This is a genomic window from Rhizobium aethiopicum, from assembly GCF_900094625.1.
Taxonomy (GTDB): domain Bacteria; phylum Pseudomonadota; class Alphaproteobacteria; order Rhizobiales; family Rhizobiaceae; genus Rhizobium; species Rhizobium aethiopicum.
The window spans coordinates 32,723-52,409 of sequence record NZ_FMAJ01000006.1; the positions used below are offsets into that span (position 1 = coordinate 32,723).

Below are 19,687 nucleotides of genomic sequence, written 5' to 3' on the forward strand. Positions count from 1 at the left end.
TTTATCCTTTCATCCAGCGCCATTGCGTCACCGGCATGACTGGCCGCCAGCCGCTCATGCTGCCGACAGGTCCCGCGCGCGATATTTCGATCCGCGTCAGCGAGCCGCCGCGTTTGGCGTGTTCAGAGAGCAACACGGCTTCCATCTCCAGCGTCACGGCATTGGCAACGAGCCGCCCTCCCGGCTTCAGCGCGGCCATCGCGGCGTCCATCGCGCCCGGATCGCTGCCGCCGCCGCCGACGAAGATCGCATCCGGTTCCGGCAAGCCCTGCAGCGCATCGGGGGCTGAACCTTCAACGACAGCGAGATGCGGCACGCCGAAGGCGGATGCGTTGCGGGCGACACGCGCGGCCCGCTCAGACGATTGCTCGATGGCGATTGCCTTCAGCGACGGATCAGCCAGCATCCATTCGATGCCGATCGATCCCGAGCCGGCGCCTATATCCCAGAGCAGTTCGCCGTGACGTGGAGCAAGTGCCGAAAGCGTCATCGCGCGGATTTCGCGTTTGGTGATCTGGCCGTCGTGCTCGAACAGATCATCCTCGAGTCCTGCGGCAAAAGGCAGGATGCGAGCCCCCTCCCCTGCCGAAATCTCGAGCGCACAGACGTTCAAGGGATCGATGTCCACGAGATTGAAATCCGCCGCTAAGACGCATCTCCGTCGTTCTCGTGCGCTGCCCAACGTTTCGAGCACGGTAAGCCTGGACTGACCGAAACCGGTGGCGACCAGCAGGGCTGCCAGTTCGCCGGGCCCCTTCTCGTCTGATGTCAGCGCGATGAGGCGCCGCCCGGGATGCAAATGCGGTCGAACCAGGTCGAGCGGCCGTCCATGCAGAGAGATCGTCGTCACGTCCTGCTGCGGCCAGCCGAGCCGGGATGCGGCAATACTGAAGGCCGAAGGCGCCGGAATGACACGCATCTCCTCCGCCGCTATACGGCGGGAGAGGGTTGCGCCGACACCATAGAGAAACGGATCTCCGGAGGCGAGCACGACGACAGGCGTGCCGCGCCTTTCAAGCACGGCATCGACCGAGCGCTCGAAGGGGCTCTGCCAGGCGAGCGTTTCGCCTGAAATCAGCGATGCGGCAAGCTCATGATGCCGCGCTCCGCCGAAGACGGCGGGTGCGGCGGCAATCAGCCTCCTCGCCTCCTCGCCCAGTCCTGCTGGACCATCTTCGCCTATGCCGATAATAGTCAGCCAGCGCTGGGTGCAAGTGGGAAAGACATCAGACATGGGAAGACTTCGCATCCTGATCCTCGGCGGCACCGGCGAGGCGCGCCTGCTCGCCGAAGCGCTCGCGGCGCGCTGTGATTGCGATGTTCTGCTGTCGCTTGCCGGACGTACCGAAAAACCGGCCGTGCAGCCGGTTCCGGTGCGCATTGGCGGTTTCGGTGGCGCAGCGGCACTGGCCGGTTTTCTGAAAGCCGGCGGCTACGGGCTGCTGATCGACGCCACGCACCCTTTCGCCGAGAGAATTTCGGCCAACGCCGCCATCGCGGCTGAGACCGCCTCCATTGCTGCGATCGCTTTGCGGCGTCCCGAATGGCACCGCCAACCGGGCGATCGCTGGCAGGACGTGCAAAACATCCCGGCCGCCATTGCAGCGCTCGGCCCCTCGCCTCGCCATGTCTTCCTGGCGACCGGCCGGCAGGGCGCCCATCATGCGGAAGCGGCGCCGCAACATCGCTATCTCATCCGAAGCGTCGACCCCGTCGATCCGCCGCTTGCGGTAGTCGATGTCGACTATGTGCTTGATCGCGGCCCGTTCACGCTGAAGGGCGAATGTACTTTGCTGAAGCAACATCATATCGACGTCATCATCGCCAAGAACAGTGGGGGGGCCGCCACCTACGCGAAAATCGAGGCCGCCCGTCTGCTCGGCATCGAAGTGATGATGATTGGGCGGGCGCCGACCCCTGCATTCACGGTGGTCGAAACTGTCGAGGCGGCGCTGGCTGCGATCAATCACCTCTTCCCCTCCGCCATGAAACGCGGGGTATAGACGAGATCAAGCTTGCCGGGGCGCGCGACGATCCGCGTTTCGGCCGAGCCGATGATGATGCAGGTCGCCATATCGGCGATCGATGCATCCGCTTCCGACAATGGTTGCACCGCGATGCGCTCGTTCTCTCTCCCGGCTGCGCGACCGAATATGACTGGCGTTTTTGCCGGCAGATGGTGGCGCAACAGCTTGAAAGCTTCGCCGAGCTGCCAAGGGCGCGCCCGGCTGATCGGGTTATAGAGCGCGATGACGAAGCCTGCCTTCGCCGCCAGTACGAGGCGATTTTCTATGATATCCCAAGGCTTTAAGTTGTCCGAGAGCGATATGGCGCAGAAATCGTGGCCAAGCGGCGCCCCGGCTCTTGCCGCCACCGCCAGCATTGCCGTAACGCCGGGGAGCACGGTGAGATCGACGATGCGCCAGGCAGCCGGCCCATTCTCGATCGCCTCGCAGACGGCAGCGGCCATGGCGAAGACGCCGGGGTCGCCGCCGGAGACGACGCAGACCTTCGCGCCATCGGCTGCCATGGAAAGCGCGGCCCCTGCCCTGTCGAGTTCCTCGCGATTATCCGAGGCATGGCGCAGCTGATCGGGGCGGAGCTGCAGCCTGTCGAGATAAGGCCCATAGCCGAAGAAATCCGTTGCCGTCTCGACGGCCGCCAACGCTTCCGGCGTCATCTGCTCGGGATTGCCCGGACCGGTGCCGATCACGAAAAGCCTGCCCTTCATCGGCGGCCATCCCAGCCCGGCACGAGCACGAGCGAGAAATAGGGCGCCTCGCCTTCGCTCCTGTCGGCAAGTTTTTCCATTGCCGCATTCGTCATCGTGCCGCGCTCGACATAGACGGCCTCGGCAAGCCGGCCGGCTGCCGCGAGCGCCCGGCGGATCTTCGGCAGATTGCGGCCGACCTTCATGATGACGGCGGCCTGCGTATCGGCGAGGCGGCGGGTCAATTCGGTCTCGGCCATCGTACCGGGCAGTACGGACAGCACATCGTCCCCCTGGACGATGGGCATGCCGGCCAGCGACCAGCAGCCCGACATGGCGCTGATGCCGGGGATGACCTCCGTCGGGTAGCGCGTGGAAAGCCTGACATGCAGATGCATGTAAGAGCCGTAGAATAGGGGATCGCCCTCGCTGAGAACGGCGACGGTCCGCCCGGCGTCGAGATGCCCGGCGACCTCACTCGCGGACCGATCGTAAAACTCGGTGATCAGGCTCTGGTAGCGTTCATCGTTCTTGTCGATTTCGGTGGTCACGGGATAGTAGAGCGCCAGCAGCGTGACATCCGGTTTCAGCAGCGGTTCGACGATCGCTTTGCCGTTGCCGCCCCTGCCCTGCTTGGCGAAATAAGCGATGACATCCGCGCCTTCGATGGCGCGCACGGCTTTGAGGGTCAGAAGCTCGGGATCACCAGGACCCGTACCGACGCCGATGAGGCGGCCTGATGTCGTCATAGGCCAGGCCTCGCCAGCGCGTTGATGGCGGCAGCCGTCATGGCGCTGCCGCCGAGCCGGCCGCGCACGATGGCAAAGGGAACGCCATAGGAATTTTCCGCCAGCGCATCCTTCGATTCGGCTGCGCCGACAAAGCCGACGGGCATGCCGAGGATCGCGGCGGGCTTCGGGGCGCCGTCGCGCAGGAGTTCGAGAAGATGGAAGAGCGCAGTCGGCGCGTTGCCGATCGCGACAATGCTGCCGCCGAGCCGATCGAGCCAGAGATGCATGGCGGCAGCCGAGCGTGTATTGCCGATCTCACGCGCGCGCTCCGGCGTGGCGGGATCGCGCAACGTGCAGACCACCTCGTTGAGCGCCGGCAGCCGCGCCCGTGTGACGCCGTTGGATACCATTTCCGCATCGCAGAAGATTGGCGCTGCCGCCTTCAGCGCGTCGCGCGCGGTGCTGACGAAATCGGCGGAAAAGACAAAATGCTCCGCCGCTTCCACGAGACCGCAGGCATGAATCATGCGCACGGCGATTTCGGCCTGGTCTTCGGTGAAGCGCGAAAGATCGGCCTCGGCGCGGATGATGGCAAAGGAACGCTCGTAGATCGCGTCGCCGCTGCGGATATAATCGTAGTCTGGCATTCCTATTCCTGTCGCAGCGCTTTCGAAACACCGGTTGCGCCAAGCCGTGTAAGGCAGGCGGCAGCCGATTCGCCAGCACCTCTGTTGTCTTCGATGGACCGGGCGAGCCTCTCTATAGCGAAATCGATCCGACCGCCAGCGATCCGTTCATCCGGCAGGTCTGAAGCAAGCCCGTTGAGGACGAGGCCGAAACCATCCGCCGATCCGGTCAGCGTCAGCGCCGGCCGGGCATGGGCGCAGCCCTTCGAGCAGGCGGAAAGGTGGATGGTCAGCGACCCGTCGAAGAGAACAGGTGCCGCGGCAATGAGGCGGCGCGCCAAGATTCTCGTCTCGTAGAAGGCGGAGCCGCAGGCGCCGGCGCCCGCGCAGGCTGCGATATATTCGCTGCTTTCTCCCGGCTGGGTGGTGAAGCCATGTTTGCCCGCCGCAATCTGCACAGCCGACGCGGCATCGGGAAAGCCGGTGAAGAAGAAGCCTCGACCGGGCGCAAGTCTGATGGCCGTTGCGCCGTGAGCTTTTGCGTCGTCAATAAGGGCGGTCAGATTGCAGGCCCGCATCTGCCCGAATTCCGGCCGGACGCCGAGGACGTGTTTACCGTCCTTCATTCGGTGCAGGCCGGAAAGCGGCGTCGTTGCCTGATGTGACGGACGAACTTGGATGGCATCCATAGCGGGAAAGCGCGCCCGCAGAAGTGTCGGATCGAGATCCCGCGCTCGCCTGCTCTGCCCGACCCCCAGCAAAATGAGAATTTCGCCAACGGCTGAAATCACCGCGTCTGCCGAGCCGCTTGCGACTGGCGTCGCCGTCTCGCCGTCGCCGTTGATCGCAACGAGCCACTGGGCGTCGGGTTGCGCGACGATGCGGATATCGGCGGAAAGTGCCGACAAACCGAATGCTCCGCCGCCGTCGATGATGAGCGAGAGTTTGGGCGCGAGCCGCGGCGAGGCGAGCAACTCCCTGAGCTTGCTGCGCAGTGTCTTTTCCAGCGCTGCCGGATCGCTTGTTTCGTCGGGATCGATGCCGTGCAGCGGCGATATCTCGATCGCCGGCCCGTCCGGCACTTCGATCCCCGCGGCATCAATATTGGCCGCGAGCGGTCCTACGGTTTCAGCCCGCAGTCCGCGGATCTGCAGATTGCCGCGCGCGGTAATTTCCAGAATGCCGTTTCCATGGTCGGCGGCGGAGCGGGCGAGGGCTGAGAACTGCGATAGCGTCATCGCGCCGCCGGCCGGACGCAGCCGCACGAGCAAGCCGTCGCCGGTCGGCATGGGCGTGGCAAGGGCCGGGCAGGCGCCGCGCGGACGTATCGTCGCCGACGGTCGACCTTGCAGATCCGTTTCGCCTGTCCTGTCGATCGCCTTGCCGGCCTCGGTGCCCATTCTCAATCCTCTGATCATTTCTTACATGATCGCGGCCGGCGCGGCAAAACATGCTAGCGACGGCTATTCCTCGAAGTCGTGTCCCTTGCGCAGCAGATATATGTCCATGATCCAGCCGTGCCGCTGTCTGGCCTCGGCTCGGAGCACCAAAATGTCGGCGGCGATGTCTGAGAGCCGCCCCGATCTGACGATTTCATCCTTGGTTCCGAGATAGGCGCCCCAAAAGATCTCAGCATCAGGATCGTCGATCTTTGCAAAAACCTGTTCGCCGTCGAGCATGACGACGGTGCTGTCGCCTTGAAGCCCATCTCGCGCCAGCCGGCGCCCGGTTGTGATCTCGACCGGCTTGCCGACGAGATTGAGCGGGATTTTGTGGCTGGCCGCCAAGGCCTGAATACTGGTGATGCCCGGAACGACGCTGTAGTCGAAATCAATGCTGTTTGCTTGACGCACGCGTTCGATGATGCGGATGGTGCTGTCGTAAAGACTGGGATCACCCCAGACGAGAAAGGCGCCGGTGCCGCCGTCCGGCAGGCCCGAGATCAACTCTCCATAGATAGTGGCAATCTCGCCGTGCCAGGCATCGACGCTTTGTGTGTAGCTCCTGTCTGCGGTCTGCCTTTGCGGCACCTCGAATTCCGAGATCCGGATATCTGGCCGGGTGACATAGCGCTCGCAGATCTCCCGCCTCACCTCGGCGAGCTCTTCCTTGCCGGCGCCCTTGAGCGGCAGGAAAATCACTTCGGCGGCATTCATGGCGTTGATCGCCTGTATGGTGACGTGCTCCGGATTGCCCGTGCCGATTCCGATGATATTGATATGCTTCAAGCGGATATTCTCCCGTCGAGTTCCGGCGGTCTTGCCTAAAAACACGACCCGCCGCAAGGGTAGGGCAGGGAGTTGGCCGCGGCCAACCGGACTGGGGACGGCCCTCCGACCGCTATTGTTGCCGTAAATCCCGAATCGTGTCACTTTCGATACGCTTTTTGACGCTATGTTGACAGAAAAGCGCATCGAAAAGGATTGGGTGTTTTGGACAACATTAGCGTATCGACGACGGATGTGCGGATAGAGCGGCATGCGAACCAGCTTTCGCGGCAATTGAAGCTCCTCCGCGACAAGCTGTTTCCGCCGCTCGCGCAGAAGACGCTGCGTACTTTCTCGTCAGGCGAGGCTGCTCAGATGATCGGCGTTTCCGACGGTTATCTTCGTCAGCTTTCGCTGGACGGCAAGGGGCCACAGCCGGAACTCTCCTCGAATGGCCGGCGCTCCTATACGCTCGGCCAGATCAATGAGTTGCGTCATTATATGGCGAACCTCAAGCCGAAGGATGCTCTGAGCTACCTTCCGTGGCGCCGTCCCGGTGAAAAGCTGCAGACGGTCGCCGTGACCAATTTCAAAGGCGGTTCGGCCAAGACAACGACGACGCTTTATCTGGCGCAATATCTGGCGCTGGAGGGCTACCGGGTCTTGGCGATCGACCTCGACCCGCAGGCATCGCTTTCCTCCATGTTGGGCGTTCAGCCGGAATTCGATCTTGCCGATGGCGATACGCTCTATGGCGCCATTCGTTATGATGCGAGCCGCAAGCCGCTGAAGGAGATCGTCCGCAAAACCTATTTCGACGGACTTGATCTGGTGCCCGGCAATCTCGAACTGATGGAGTTCGAACATGAGACGCCGAGGGCGCTCAACGATCGTCAGAAGCCGGCCGAGCTGTTTTTCCGTCGCGTTGGCGTCGCGATTGCCGAGGTTGAGGCCGATTACGATGTGGTGGTGATCGACTGCCCGCCGCAACTCGGCTACCTCACCCTCGGCGCCGTTTGCGCCGCCACGTCGCTGCTCATCACCATCCATCCGCAGATGGTCGATGTGGCTTCCATGTCGCAGTTCCTGCTGATGACCTCGGATCTGCTCTCCGTCGTGCGCAAGGCCGGCGGCGACCTGCAGCACGACTTCATCAAATATGTCGTCACCCGTCACGAACCGTTCGATGCGCCGCAGTCGCAGATCGTGGCGCTGCTGCGCAGCCTCTTCGGCGACGACGTGCTGACGGCAACAATTCTCAAATCGACCGCAATCGCCGATGCCGGTCTGACAAAGCAGACGCTTTTTGAAATCGAGAAAGGGCAGGTGCGCCGCTCGACCTATGATCGAGCGTTGGAATCGGTCAACGCTGCCAACGGCGAAGTTCTTGCCGGCATTCATAAAGCCTGGGGCCGCACATGAGCAGACGCGATCGCCTGAAAGGCCTTTTCGACGATACGGCGCAGGAGTTGGCCGCGGCCAACTACGAGGAGACTTCCTCGCGCGGATCGGCCGGGCCGGTTCGCACAATGGCGCTGACCCTCGGCCGTATGGAGGAAGAGAGCAGGGCGATGCAGGAGGCCTTGCTCTCCGGCGAACGCATCGTCGAACTCGACCCCGATCTGATCGATTCTTCCTTCGTCCGCGACCGCCTTGCCGACCAGCCGCTCAATCTCGAGGACGAGCTGGTGCAGTCGATTGCCGAAAACGGCCAGGAAGTGCCGGTTCTCGTTCGTCGCCATCCTGAAGACGCCGAGCGTTACCAGATCGCCTATGGCCATCGCCGCCTGCAGGCCGTCAAGCTGCTCGGGCGCAAGGTGCAGGCGATCGTTCGTCAGCTCGACGACACCGATGTCGTCATCGCGCAGGGCATCGAGAATTCGGCGCGCCGGAACCTTTCCTATATCGAACGCGCCGTCTTCGCTCTCAATCTCGAATTCAAGGGGTTTGAACGCCCCGTCATCATGAAGGCGCTGTCCACTGACAAGACGGAGCTGTCGAAGCTGTTGTCGGTCGCCAAGGCCATTCCGGCCGACATCGTCAGGTCGGTGGGGGCCGCACCCGGCATCGGACGGCGCAAGTGGATGGCGCTTGCCCAGGATTGGAATGGGACGACGGCGGCGCGGCTTGCCAAGCTCATCGCCTCGGAGGGTTTCAGGTCGGAGGAGAGCGACCGCCGTTTCGAGCTTCTGGTCGCCGAACTCGCCAAGAAAGTGGCGAAGCCGGAGCCCACGGAATACGACTGGAAGCCGAAAAGCGGCGGCAAGATTGCCGGCCGAATCAGAAGCGCCGGCAATTCCTTCACGATCGCGTTGAAAACAGGCGATGCGCCGGATTTCGGCGCTTATATTTCACGCCGTCTCGATGAGCTTTACGAAGCCTATCGGGCCGGCAAGTTGCAAGCAGGAGAGTAGGCCGCAAAAGAAAAAAGCCTCCGAACGTTGCCGTCGCGGAAGCCTTTCTCATATCTGGACAATCTGAGAATCGCACTTCCTCGAATCACTGTCAAGCGTCTTCGGCATCCTTTTGGATGGTAGGTTTCTTTTGCCTTGAAAAAAGGTGAGGGACATGGAGCCTCAATATGTATCGACGCCCTTTGGGCGCCGATCGATGACGCTTGGCATGCTGGCAAGCCAAGAAAACGCCAGCAAGGTCGATCCGGACGCATCGGTCGACAAATGGAAGATCTTTCGCGCTCTCTGCGAGGCAAAGGAGAAGGTCGGCGTATCCGATCGTGCGCTCGCCGTTCTCAACGCGTTGTTGACCTTCTACCCGAGGAACGAGATTGCCGAGGCCAACGGTTTCGTCGTCTTTCCTTCGAACGAACAGCTGTCGCTGCGCACGCATGGCATGGCCGGCACCACGCTGCGGCGAAACCTGGCTATGCTGGTCCAGGCCGGCCTGATCATCCGGCGGGACAGTCCGAACGGAAAACGTTTCGCCCGCCGCAACGGTGAGGGCGGGCTAGGGGAGGCCTTCGGCTTCAGCCTGGCGCCACTCCTCGTGCGCGCTCGCGAGATCGAGGCACAGGCGGCGCAGGTGCTCGCCGACAAGCTCGAATGGAAGCGCCTGCGCGAGCGGTTGAGCCTTTGCCGGCGCGATATCGCCAAGCTTATCGAGATCGCCCTGGAAGAGGAAATCGCCGGCGAATGGATTGAGATGCAGCAGCACTTCAATCGCCTTTCGGCAAGCCTGCCACGCCGTCCGTCGGCCGCGGAGATTCAAAGCTTGCTGACCGATCTCGAAGCTTTCCGCGAACTGATCGTCAAGACACTGGAATCGAAGACGAAAACAGAAAAAACAGACGCCAATGACAGCCAAAACGGTTGGCACATACATAATTCAAACCCACACCCCATATCTGAACTTGAACCGAGCTTCGAAACGAAGCAGGGCGCAAAGCCGGAGGAAGAACCGAGGCCGTGGCGGGAGCCGCCGAAATCGTTCCCCCTTGCCATGGTGCTGCAGGCCTGCCCCGAGATTGTTGCCTACGGCCCGGGCGGTCGAATCGGCAGCTGGCGGGATTTGATGGCCGCCGCCGTTGTCGTCCGTTCGACGCTCGGCGTCAGCCCCAGCGCCTATCAGCAGGCCTGCGATGTCATGGGGCCGGAAAATGCTGCCACCGTAATCGCCTGCATTCTGGAACGCGGCGGCCATATCAATTCGGCCGGCGGCTATCTGCGGGATCTGACACGGCGGGCGGAGCGCGGCGAGTTCTCGCTTGGTCCGATGCTGATGGCGTTGATGCGGGCCAATGGTCCGACGGCGAGAAAAACGGGATAGCGGCGAGCAAAAGCTTCGCGCCAGTCGCGGCGGGTAATGGAAGTGTGGACGGGCAATTCCAGCCACCTTGTCCCTTCTTTTCCGCAGCTTTCGTTGAAACAAACCGTTAACCATGTCATAGATGGCGGAAGGAAACGACTGTTTTGCTTCCATTTGTGAAAAACCGCAAAGCTTAACAATGCGCTATGAGATCGACGGTACGATGCTTCAGACCCTGCTTCCGTTGCTTGCTGCGGCGGAGGATGCGGTGGCGCGACTGGACGAGCGCGTGTTGCGTTCGCCGGTGGGGGAGGGGTTTGCCGAGCGCAGCCATTTCTTCGATGCCGCGGGCGCATTGTGGGTCGCCGGCGAACTCGTCCATGTCGAGGACCTCGTTCTGCACGATGCGCATATGGATAGCCGCGCGCCCAGCCACGAACTGACGATCGCCCATTCGGTGCTGCGGACGCGTCGACGCATCTGGACCGGTGAACCATCCTGGGCACTCGGCGCCTCGGGACTGGCAGCCCTGACCGCGACAACGGGGGAAGGGGAGGGCATCACCCAGGACGCTAAGAGCCCGGCAGTTGCGGTGGGGGCCGACGACGAGGGCGGGGATGAAGATGGGCTGCTCGCCGCCGAGATGGCCGAGATCGATGCGATCCTCGCCCGCTCGCAGAAGCTCATCGACATCCATACGGGCAAAGCGCCGTCGAGCGAGACGGCCGCAATATCTCCGGGCAAGCGCAACGATGATCCTCTCGGCCTGCTCGGCGACGACGAATGGGATGAGGAACAGCGGCTTGCGGAGTGGCGGGGCGTGCTGCCATTGGCCGACAGCCTGCCGCCGGTTCTCGGCGCCGTCATCCTTTTCGAAGCCTGGGACAGGATCGAGCCGTTGCGGCGTCAGCATTGGCTCGGCGGTCTCCTGGCCGAAAGCTACCTGCGCGCCCGCGGCAAGGTCGCTTCGCATCTCTTTTCCGTTTACGGTGGGCTGAAGCTGGTGCGCCACGAGCGGCGTCGGGCCCGCGACCGGGCGACACGGCTGCAAGCTTTTCTCGAGGCGATGCAGCTGGCTGCCGCGGCCGGCCTCAAGGAAATCGACCGGTTGTCGCTGGCTCGCACGCAGATGGAGCTGCGCTTTCGCGGCCGTCGCTCGAACAGTAGCCTGCCGGAACTTGCCGATTTCATCCTGTCGCGGCCGATGGTTTCGGCGGCGATGATCGCCCGTCATCTGCGCATCACGCCGCGCGGCGCGCTGAACCTCGTCAACGAGATCGGCATTCGCGAAATCACCGGCCGCGGCCGCTACCGTGCCTGGGGCATCATCTGAAGTAGAAATGGAAACGGCCGGGCGTCGACCCGGCCGTTTCCTTTAGAGTGAGCACCCGGTCTGCCGTCCTGTCACAGACCTCAGACCGGGCGCTCTTGCGCTTCCATTGCCCCCAGAAGCGCGATCCTATTCCCGCTCGCCGGTGAAGTTGAGCAGAAGCTGGAAGATGTTGACGAAGTTCAGGTAGAGCGAGAGCGCACCGAAGACGGCGAGCTTCTGGTTCGATTCCTGATCGTAGTTTTCCGAATATTGTTCCTTGATGTTCTGCGTGTCGTAGGCGGTGAGGCCGACGAAGACGACGATGCCGATCACCGAGATCGCGAACTGCAGCGCGCTCGAACCCAGGAAGATGTTGACGATGCTGGCGATGATGACGCCGAACAGGCCCATCATCAGGAACGAGCCCATGCGCGAGAGGTCACGCTTCGTCACATAGCCGTAAAGGCTGGTGGCGCCGAACATCGTGGCAGTGATGAAGAAGGTCCGCGCGATGCTCATCCCGGTAAAGACCAGGAAGACCGAAGCGAGCGACAGACCCATCACGGCGCAGAAGGCCCAGAAGGTGATTTGGGCGGTGCTGGCAGACATCGTCTGGATTTTGAACGAGAAGAAGAAGACGAAGGCGAGCGGCGCGAGCATCACGACCCACTTCAGCGGCGAGCCGAAGATCGGGACGTAGAGGGCCGGCGTCGAGCCGACGACAAAGGCGACAAGGCCTGTTATGACGAGGCCGAGAGCCATATAGTTGTAGACGCGCAGCATATGCTGGCGCAGCCCTTCGTCGAAGACGGCCTGGGAGCCGGCGACGGCTCCGTAGCGGGGATTGATCGGGTTCATGCTGATCTCCTCGGTTTGAATTAATAGAGCGAGCGGGCGAGCCGTTCGGCCGCCTGGTCGAGATTGAGACCTCTATCGTCGGCGATCAGCGCATAGGCGACCTCGCCGATTTGCCAATAGGCGGCTTCTGCTTTTTCCAAGGTGAGATGGCTCACCGGCTTCACCTCAAAGGCGCCTGGACGGACGGCGAAAAGCGACAGCCGCTTTCCATCGACCACCGTGATCGTCATCTCGACGCTGGGGCCGAATTCCGACGGGAAGATCTGCACGTCGGCGATCTGCCAATCTTTCGGCAATTCGGGCATGACGATCGCGGTGGCGGCGCGTATGTCCTCGGCGCTATAGCCCGTCGGCGACGGTGAAGGCATCGACGCGCGCAGCGCCGCGGTCTGATAGGCGCGGACGGCATCCTCGACATAAGCGGGGGCCGGAACCGACGCCGCCACCTCGGTCGCCGAAAAGGCGCCGAAGGAATTATGCGCTACCCAGCCGGCGGTGACCAGAATGCCAACGGCGGCGATACGCTGCATGGAATGGAGGATGCGGCCATAGGAAAGGCCACGCTCCAGCCGGCGGGCGGCATCGCGTGTCTCGGGGCGGCCGAAGGCGCTTTCGCCGGCAAGCGCCAGGCGCAACTCGCCCTTCATGCTGAGATCGGCCATGACCTTGGCGGCAATAGCCGGATTCTCCGAAAGATAGGACTCGACCTGGATACGGCGGGCGACATCGAGCTCGCCATCGACATAGGCGTCGAGATCGGCATCGATGATCGGATCAACTGCTTTCATTGCCGCTCCCTCCGATTAACCTGAGATGCGATACGCGCGGCGTTTTTTCCTCGAATTCGCGCAGCTGTGCACGGGCGCGGGAGATGCGCGACATCAGCGTGCCGATCGGAATGCCGAGCGCATTGGCGGCCTCCTGATAGGAAAGGTCCTCGATGGCAACGAGATGCAGCGCTTCGCGCTGTTCCTCCGGCAGATCGAAGAAGGCGTCGCGCACCTGCTGCAAGCGCACGGCATGTTCCTGGCCGGCCGGCAGCGACTGCTCGGCTTCGACAGCCGCTTCGTCATGGCGACGGGTCAGCGACCGGTTCTGGCGAAGACGATCGATATGGGCATTGTGCAGGATGGAAAGCAGCCAGGTGCGCAGATTGCCACCGCTCCGGAAGCTCTTTCTCTTCTCGAAGGCGCGCACCAGAGCATCATGCACCAGATCCTCCGCCTCATCCGAGTTGCGCACCAGCGCGCGAGCATAGCGCCGCAGCGCTGCAAGCTGTCCGATGACATCGAAGGGGCGTTCTTTGCGGTCCATGACTGAGTATACGCAAGCGCGGCCGATTTTATTCCAGGTGGCTAAAAAAAATCATGCTGGCCCGACATCCAAGAACAGGAGACCATCAGCAAGCGCATATGCGCCTTAAATCGGCGATTGTTTATGACAAACACATGACACATCATCGCGCCGCTGATTTGGAGGGGAAAATAAAGGATGAAGGAAAGGAAGCGGGTCTACGAAGCTCTCGTGGACGGCGCCATGGAAGGGCTGACGGGTGAGGCACTCTATGATTTCGTCAAGACGCGATGCCCGAAGGCCACCAGCAAGAAGATCGTCAGGGCTTCGCTTCTCGCCCTGACTGATCCTCATCTCAAGGACCGCAATATTCTCGACGTGATCTATGCGCTTGCGATAAAGCATCGCCTCGATGAGGGCGTGCTTGTTGACTGCGACGAGGACGAACCCGCCGACCCGGCGCCGTTCAGAACGTTCAGCTAGCCTTTCCGGCTTTCTAAAATGGTCAGCGACCGTCCGAAAGCTCTTCGAGGATAGGACAATCCGGTCGGTCGTTACCATGGCAGGCATGCACCAGATGCTCGAGGGTGCGGCGAAGTTCCGTCAGTTCGCGGATCTTGCGGTCGATCTCACCGAGTTTCATCTCAGCAATGTCCCTGACGTCGGCGCTCGCCCGAGCCTTGTCCTCATAAAGCGCCAGCAATTGCCGGCATTCCTCTACGGAAAAGCCGAGGCCGCGCGAACGCTGCAGGAAGCGCAGCTTGTGAACATCGGCCGCAGCATAGTCGCGATAGCCGTTTCCGCCCCTTCCGGGGCGGATCAGGCCGATGTCCTCGTAGTAGCGGATGGTTTTGGAAGGCAGGCCGGACCGCTCGGATGCTTCGCCGATATTCATTGCCATCTCCTATAATTTTGCAAAGCGCAGTCTCAGCGCATTAGCGATCACCGATACTGACGAGAGGCTCATTGCCGCCGCCGCGATCATCGGCGAGAGCAGCAAGCCGAAAACCGGATAGAGGAGCCCGGCGGCGACGGGAACGCCGAGCGCATTGTAGCCGAAGGCGAAACCGAGATTCTGGCGGATATTGCCCATCGTCGCCTCCGCCAGCCGCCGCGCCCTGACGATCCCGTTGAGGTCGCCCTTCACCAAGGTAATGCCTGCGCTTTCCATCGCAACATCGGCGCCGGTGCCCATGGCGATGCCGACATCGGCGGTAGCAAGTGCCGGGGCGTCGTTGACGCCGTCGCCGGCCATGGCGATGACGGCACCTTTGCCGCGCAATTCCTCGATCAGCGCCTTCTTGCCTTCCGGCAGCACGTCGGCGCGAACCTCATCGATGCTGAGGCTTTTGGCCACTGCCCGTGCCGTGCGCTCGTTGTCGCCAGTCGCCATGATGATCTTCAGCCCGCTTTCGTGCAGTGCCTTGATGGCGGCCGCTGTCGTCGGCTTGATCCGGTCGGCAACGGCGACGAGACCGGCAAACTTGCCGTCGAGCGTCACGAACATTACCGTCTTGCCATCGCCGCGCAGGGCTTCGGTCTTCTCAGACAGCGCCGACGGATCGACGCCGAGATCGGCAAGCATTGCAGCATTGCCGAGGGCCACCGTCGTGCGGCCGGCAAGGCCCTGGACGCCTTTGCCGGTCTTCGCCTCGAAGCCGGTCACCTCCACGAAGGCGGCGCCACGCTCTTCGGCGCCGGAAACGATCGCCTCGGCCAGCGGGTGCTCCGAGCCGCGCTCCAGACTCGCCGCCAGCGACAGCAGCCGGTCTTCCTGGACGCCGCCGGCGGCGACGATGTCGGTAAGCACAGGCTTGCCTTCGGTCAGCGTGCCGGTCTTGTCGACGATCAGCGTGTCGACCTTGGAAAAGCGCTCCAGCGCTTCGGCGTCCTTGATCAGCACACCTTCCCCCGCGCCGCGCCCGCTCGCGATCATGATCGACATCGGCGTTGCAAGGCCGAGTGCGCAGGGGCAGGCGATGATCAGAACGGCGACTGCGGCAAGCAGCGCGTTTGCCAGACTCGGCTCCGGTCCGATAGCGGCCCAGACAATGAAGGCAAGGATGGCGACGGCGACGACGGCTGGCACAAAGAAAGCCGACACCCGGTCGACCGCGCCCTGAATCGGCGCCCGCGAACGCTGCGCCTTGGCGACCATGTCGACGATGCGCGACAGCACCGTGTCTGCGCCGACCTTCTCGGCCGACATGACGAGGGAGCCGTTTTTGTTGATCGTGCCGCCGGTCAGGCCGTCGCCCGTCGTCTTCTCGACCGGCAGGGGTTCGCCCGATATCATCGATTCGTCGACGGTCGACTGGCCCTCCAGGACAGAACCATCCACCGGCACGCGCTCGCCCGGGCGCACGCGCAGACGGTCGCCGGTCTGGATCTCCTCCACCGGCACGTCATTCTCGATGCCATCGGCATCAATGCGCCGCGCCGTCTTCGGTGCAAGATCGAGCAGAGCACGGATTGCCGAGCCGGTACGCTCGCGAGCCTTCAATTCCAGCACCTGGCCGACGAAGACCAGGGCGACGATGACGGCGGCCGCCTCGAAATAAACGGGCACGGTGGCGCCATGGCCGCGGAAGCTCATCGGGAAAATACCGGGCGCAATCGTGGCGACGACGCTGTAGACATAGGCGGTGCCGACGCCGAGACCGATCAGCGTCCACATGTTCGGGCTGCGGTTGACCACAGACGCCCAGGCGCGTCGGAAGAACGGCAGGGCGGCCCACAACACGACCGGGGTTGCCAGCAGCAGCTCGAGGTAAGTCGCCCGTGGTTCGCCGATCGCTTCCCGAAGCGGCAGGCCGAGCATCGGCCCCATGCCGAGCGCCAGCAGCGGCAGGGCAAGGATGGCACTGACCCAAAGCCGTCTGACGAAATCGACAAGTTCTGGATTCGGTCCTTCATCGGCTGGAGGAATGCCCATCGGCTCCAACGCCATGCCGCATTTCGGGCAGTCGCCGGGCCGGTCGCTGACGACTTCCGGATGCATCGGGCAGGTATAGAGCGTACCCTTCGGGGCCGGTTTTGCCGCCGGACGGGCGCCGCCGCGATAGGCCGACGGGTCGGCCTCGAATTTGGTTTGGCAGGCGGCCGAGCAGAAGTAGAATTTCTCGCCCTCGAATTTCAGGAAGTATCTTGCCGCCGAGCGATCGACGGCCATGCCGCACACCGGATCCTTCGCTGTCAGGTAATCCTGCGGCTGCGCGGCAAACTTCGTGCGGCAGCTCTCGGAGCAGAAATGATAAAGCCGGCACATATGGTCGAACGAGGGTTTGCCGGCGCTCGGATCGACCGTCATGCCGCAGACAGGATCACGGACTACGGTTTCGGCGGCCTTATCGTGATGATCATGGCCGCAATGGCATTGATCGTCACCGTGGGCGTGGTTGTGATGATGACGGTGGTCGTGTTCGTGCTTTGTATCCATGACTATCTCCTGTGCCCCGAAGAGCAGTTGGAGAGGTTTATCCACCTTCCAGCAACTGGAAGGTCAAGTGCTATTTTGACGGCGTCGATTTTTTCGCAAGCGCAATGGCGGTATCGCCCGATCCTCAGATCGCGCTGATCAGCCCGAGGGGCTGGCTCCCGAGCAGTGCGGCCACCGAAATGCTGCCGCCCGGCTCGATTGTTTTTCCGGTCACGAGATCTGCCTTCAACCCGTGGAGAGGGGAGGGCACCGCGATCGTCGTGTCCTCCCAGAATTCCGGCCCGGCAAATAACACGCCGGGATCAAGCCAGCCGAACATCAACCGCGGGGCGACAGTGATGGCGAATTCGTTGTTGTGCACGCGCGCGAAAGCGAGGACATGGTCGCGCCGGCTTCCTGTCGTCTTCAATGGCAGATAATCACCTTTGGCAAAGAGAACGGGCTGCCGCTGGCGCAGCTGCAAGCCGATCGCGACGATGCGCTGCTTCAGCGCGGCTGCCTGAAGCTTGGCGATCGGTCCGGCTTCATCAAGCCAGGCCATCAGCCTGGCATGATCGACCGGCCGGCGATTGTCGGGATCGACAAGGCTGAAATCGAACCCCTCGGTACCCTGGTAAATATCGGGAATACCGGGCGCCGTCAGCTTGAGCAGTGTCTGCGACAGGCTGTTCACGTAGCCCGCCGCGATGAAGGGCTGCAGCACCATTTCGAAATCTTCAAGAAAGGCGTCATTGTCGGGCGACATCAGCGCGGCCGCATAGGCCATGACGGCATCCTCGTAAGCGGCGTTCTGTTCGTTCCAGGCGCTGCGCAGTTTGGCCTCCCGCACCGCCTTGAGCGCGTAATCGGTAAACCGGGCGCGAAGCTCCTCCATCTGTCCTCTGTCGAAATCTTCCGGCCAGACGCCGGCGAGCGCCTGATAAAGCATCCATTCGGTACTCGGCTCCGGTGCCGCACCATCCGGCAGATCCTTCAGCCAGGGCCGGTTCATCTCACGCCAACGCACCACCGCCTGGGCAAAAACATCGGCGCCCTCGCTCAAGACATAGAGCCTCGCGCGTGCATCCTCGCCGCGCTTGGTGTCGTGCGTGGCGCTTGCCGAAAGCCCGTGCGGCTGCAGCCGCGCCCGCTCGGCCATACGACGATGGAACCCCTCCGGGCCCTCGGGCAGCTTGCCCGGCTCGCTCCCGACCTCGTTTGCGGCAAGCAGCCTGTTATAGCGGTAGAACAGCGTATCCTCCATCGCCTTCGCCATGACAGGCCCGCTCAGCTGTTGGAAGCGGATGCGGAATTCATGGGCCGCATCACCGTCAATCTTGCCTTCGAGAAGCTTCAGCACGTGATCGAGCGCTCGTCGGTCGTCGAGTTGCGGCATGACCTGCGATGCGGTTGCGGCAAGGACGGCCGAATCCTGCCAGCTGAGCGGCCCGCCGTCACCATAGGTGCGGTAGACAGGGAATGCGATCAGCAGCTCGCGCAAGGCGGTGGCTAACTCTTCCCCGTTGAGTTCGGGAAATATGCCCGCCGCCATCGCCACCAGCCTGTCGGCCTCACCGGCGAAATTCCGCTCGACCATCTGTTGCCTGGCAAGCCGCCGGCCCTTTTCGAGATCGCCCGCTTCGCCGGCGAGACCGCGATAGGCATCGTCCAATATCCGCAGGCCGCCGGTGTCAATGAAGAGCTCGCCGAGGGCGGCGATGAACTCATATCCGGTCGTGCCCGCAACCGGCCAGCTCTCCGGCAGGACTTCGCCCGCCCCGAGGATCTTTTCGACGACGATGTAGGGATCGGCCCCGACCGCTGCCCTCAGTCTGTCGAGATAGGCCTTTGGTTCGGCGAGGCCGTCGACGTGGTCGATGCGAAGGCCCTGCACCTTGCCATGGCGCACGAGCTCAAGCACCAGCCGATGCATGTCGGCGAACACCGAGGGATCCTCGGCGCGAGTCCCGACCAGTCCGGTCACCTCGAAAAAGCGGCGGTAACTCAGATGCCGCGCCGCTTCCTTCCAATGAATTAGCCGCCAATGCTGCTCGTCATGCAGGCTTCTCAGGAAATCGCGATCGGACGAGACATCCTTCAGTTTCTCCCGAAGGACCGCTCGATCGCCGCCCTCGAAGAGGATGTCGCGCAGCGCGCGGGCGAGGTTCTCGCCTGATGTCACGGCCGCGGCCTCTGCCATTCGCGTTGCGACCGGATCGTCGAGCCGGTTTGCGATCGCGCCGTAGCTGCTGGGTTTGACGGGCAACAGCGTCTGAAAATACGCCAAGGCGAAGTTGCCATGCGTCTCGTCGAGGACGAGGCGCAGTTCGCCGGCAGCCAGCGCCTCTTCGAAATCCTGGCCGAGCTGCGGCAGGGTCAGCGGTTCGCTCCAGTCGACATCGAAATGGCTGGCATAGGCGCTCTGCGGACCGAAGGCCAGTACATCCCGCCACCAGGCGTTCTCAGGTGAAGCGGCCATATGGTTCGGAACGATGTCGAGAATCAAACCCATGCCGGCCGAGGCGAGGCTTTCGGTCAGCCGCTCGAAGCCCGCGCGGCCGCCAAGCGCCGGATCGATCTCATTGGCGTCAGTGACGTCATAACCATGGGTCGAGCCGCTGACGGCGGTGAAGATCGGTGATGCATAGAGGTGGCTGATGCCGAGCGTCTTGAGATAGGGAACGAGGTCGCAGGCATGATCGAAAGTCATGCCGTTGCGGAATTGTATCCGGTAGGTCGCTGTCGGAAGTGTCATGAGGCCGTCTGACGT

Annotated in this window: 18 protein-coding genes; 6 read left to right on the forward strand and 12 right to left on the reverse strand. The window is 62.7% G+C overall.

The annotated features are described in order from the left end of the window. Position 1: 1 nt before the first annotated feature. A complete protein-coding gene (locus GA0061105_RS14400; RefSeq protein WP_064695643.1) occupies positions 2-1,234 on the reverse strand; it encodes a bifunctional cobalt-precorrin-7 (C(5))-methyltransferase/cobalt-precorrin-6B (C(15))-methyltransferase in 1,233 nt (410 codons plus the stop codon). On the opposite strand from GA0061105_RS14400, the gene GA0061105_RS14405 reads away from it, so the two are divergent. Beyond that, the gene (locus GA0061105_RS14405) at positions 1,233-2,003 is read left to right on the forward strand and encodes a cobalt-precorrin-6A reductase (RefSeq protein ID WP_064695642.1); all 771 of its coding nucleotides are present in this window, start codon (positions 1,233-1,235) and stop codon (positions 2,001-2,003) included. The genes GA0061105_RS14400 and GA0061105_RS14405 overlap by 2 nt on opposite strands. On the opposite strand, the gene GA0061105_RS14410 is transcribed toward GA0061105_RS14405, so the two are convergent. The 5 genes from GA0061105_RS14410 to cobF form a co-directional block, all read right to left on the reverse strand. Beyond that, positions 1,967-2,731, reverse strand: a complete 765-nt coding sequence (locus GA0061105_RS14410) for a precorrin-3B C(17)-methyltransferase (RefSeq protein ID WP_064695641.1) — start codon at positions 2,729-2,731, stop codon at positions 1,967-1,969. The two genes, GA0061105_RS14405 and GA0061105_RS14410, sit on opposite strands and share 37 nt — an antisense overlap. After that, the gene (locus GA0061105_RS14415; RefSeq protein WP_064695640.1) at positions 2,728-3,459 is read right to left on the reverse strand and encodes a precorrin-2 C(20)-methyltransferase; all 732 of its coding nucleotides are present in this window, start codon (positions 3,457-3,459) and stop codon (positions 2,728-2,730) included. The genes GA0061105_RS14410 and GA0061105_RS14415 overlap by 4 nt, the downstream gene beginning before the upstream one ends. Beyond that, positions 3,456-4,088 carry a precorrin-8X methylmutase gene (locus GA0061105_RS14420; protein ID WP_092750986.1) on the reverse strand — a complete coding sequence of 211 codons (633 nt, stop codon included), beginning with the start codon at positions 4,086-4,088 and terminating at the stop codon, positions 3,456-3,458. Before GA0061105_RS14420 ends, GA0061105_RS14415 begins: the two co-directional genes overlap by 4 nt. Positions 4,089-4,090: 2 nt before the next feature. Next, positions 4,091-5,467 (reverse strand): precorrin-3B synthase, encoded by a 1,377-nt coding sequence (gene cobG / locus GA0061105_RS14425; RefSeq protein ID WP_092750988.1) that lies wholly within the window; start codon positions 5,465-5,467, stop codon positions 4,091-4,093. Positions 5,468-5,530: 63 nt separating this feature from the next. Then, the gene (gene cobF, locus GA0061105_RS14430) at positions 5,531-6,295 is read right to left on the reverse strand and encodes a precorrin-6A synthase (deacetylating) (RefSeq protein ID WP_092750990.1); all 765 of its coding nucleotides are present in this window, start codon (positions 6,293-6,295) and stop codon (positions 5,531-5,533) included. Between the two features lie 204 nt (positions 6,296-6,499). Between cobF and repA the strand changes: the two genes are divergently transcribed. The 4 genes from repA (at position 6,500) to GA0061105_RS14450 (ending at position 11,369) form a co-directional block, all read left to right on the forward strand. Continuing rightward, positions 6,500-7,696, forward strand: a complete 1,197-nt coding sequence (gene repA, locus GA0061105_RS14435; protein WP_064695636.1) for a plasmid partitioning protein RepA — start codon at positions 6,500-6,502, stop codon at positions 7,694-7,696. After that, on the forward strand, positions 7,693-8,688 hold the full coding sequence (gene repB / locus GA0061105_RS14440; RefSeq protein ID WP_092750992.1) for a plasmid partitioning protein RepB: 996 nt from the start codon (positions 7,693-7,695) through the stop codon (positions 8,686-8,688). Before repA ends, repB begins: the two co-directional genes overlap by 4 nt. A gap of 154 nt (positions 8,689-8,842) precedes the next feature. Further along, entirely contained in the window at positions 8,843-10,057 is a 1,215-nt protein-coding gene (gene repC, locus GA0061105_RS14445; protein ID WP_092750994.1) for a plasmid replication protein RepC, read from the forward strand. 178 nt (positions 10,058-10,235) lie between these two features. Continuing rightward, positions 10,236-11,369 carry an RHE_PE00001 family protein gene (locus tag GA0061105_RS14450; protein ID WP_092750996.1) on the forward strand — a complete coding sequence of 378 codons (1,134 nt, stop codon included), beginning with the start codon at positions 10,236-10,238 and terminating at the stop codon, positions 11,367-11,369. 126 nt (positions 11,370-11,495) lie between these two features. On the opposite strand, the gene GA0061105_RS14455 is transcribed toward GA0061105_RS14450, so the two are convergent. The 3 genes from GA0061105_RS14455 to GA0061105_RS14465 are packed head-to-tail and all read right to left on the reverse strand — an operon-like array spanning position 11,496 to position 13,520. Then, complete coding sequence (locus GA0061105_RS14455) at positions 11,496-12,206, reverse strand: Bax inhibitor-1/YccA family protein (protein ID WP_064695632.1); 711 nt, start codon at positions 12,204-12,206, stop codon at positions 11,496-11,498. Positions 12,207-12,226: 20 nt separating this feature from the next. Next, positions 12,227-12,994 carry an anti-sigma factor family protein gene (locus GA0061105_RS14460; protein WP_092750998.1) on the reverse strand — a complete coding sequence of 256 codons (768 nt, stop codon included), beginning with the start codon at positions 12,992-12,994 and terminating at the stop codon, positions 12,227-12,229. Continuing rightward, positions 12,981-13,520 (reverse strand): sigma-70 family RNA polymerase sigma factor, encoded by a 540-nt coding sequence (locus tag GA0061105_RS14465; RefSeq protein ID WP_064695630.1) that lies wholly within the window; start codon positions 13,518-13,520, stop codon positions 12,981-12,983. The genes GA0061105_RS14460 and GA0061105_RS14465 overlap by 14 nt, the downstream gene beginning before the upstream one ends. A 177-nt stretch (positions 13,521-13,697) precedes the next feature. Between GA0061105_RS14465 and GA0061105_RS14470 the strand changes: the two genes are divergently transcribed. After that, entirely contained in the window at positions 13,698-13,982 is a 285-nt protein-coding gene (locus tag GA0061105_RS14470) for a hypothetical protein (protein WP_092751000.1), read from the forward strand. 22 nt (positions 13,983-14,004) lie between these two features. On the opposite strand, the gene cueR is transcribed toward GA0061105_RS14470, so the two are convergent. The 3 genes from cueR to treY all read right to left on the reverse strand — a co-directional run bounded on the left by cueR (position 14,005) and on the right by treY (position 19,672). Then, a complete protein-coding gene (gene cueR / locus GA0061105_RS14475; protein ID WP_092751002.1) occupies positions 14,005-14,394 on the reverse strand; it encodes a Cu(I)-responsive transcriptional regulator in 390 nt (129 codons plus the stop codon). Positions 14,395-14,403: 9 nt separating this feature from the next. Then, positions 14,404-16,938 carry a heavy metal translocating P-type ATPase gene (locus GA0061105_RS14480; protein ID WP_092751004.1) on the reverse strand — a complete coding sequence of 845 codons (2,535 nt, stop codon included), beginning with the start codon at positions 16,936-16,938 and terminating at the stop codon, positions 14,404-14,406. A 124-nt stretch (positions 16,939-17,062) separates the two neighbouring features. Continuing rightward, a complete protein-coding gene (gene treY / locus GA0061105_RS14485) occupies positions 17,063-19,672 on the reverse strand; it encodes a malto-oligosyltrehalose synthase (RefSeq protein WP_092751007.1) in 2,610 nt (869 codons plus the stop codon). Between the last annotated feature and the right edge of the window lie 15 nt (positions 19,673-19,687).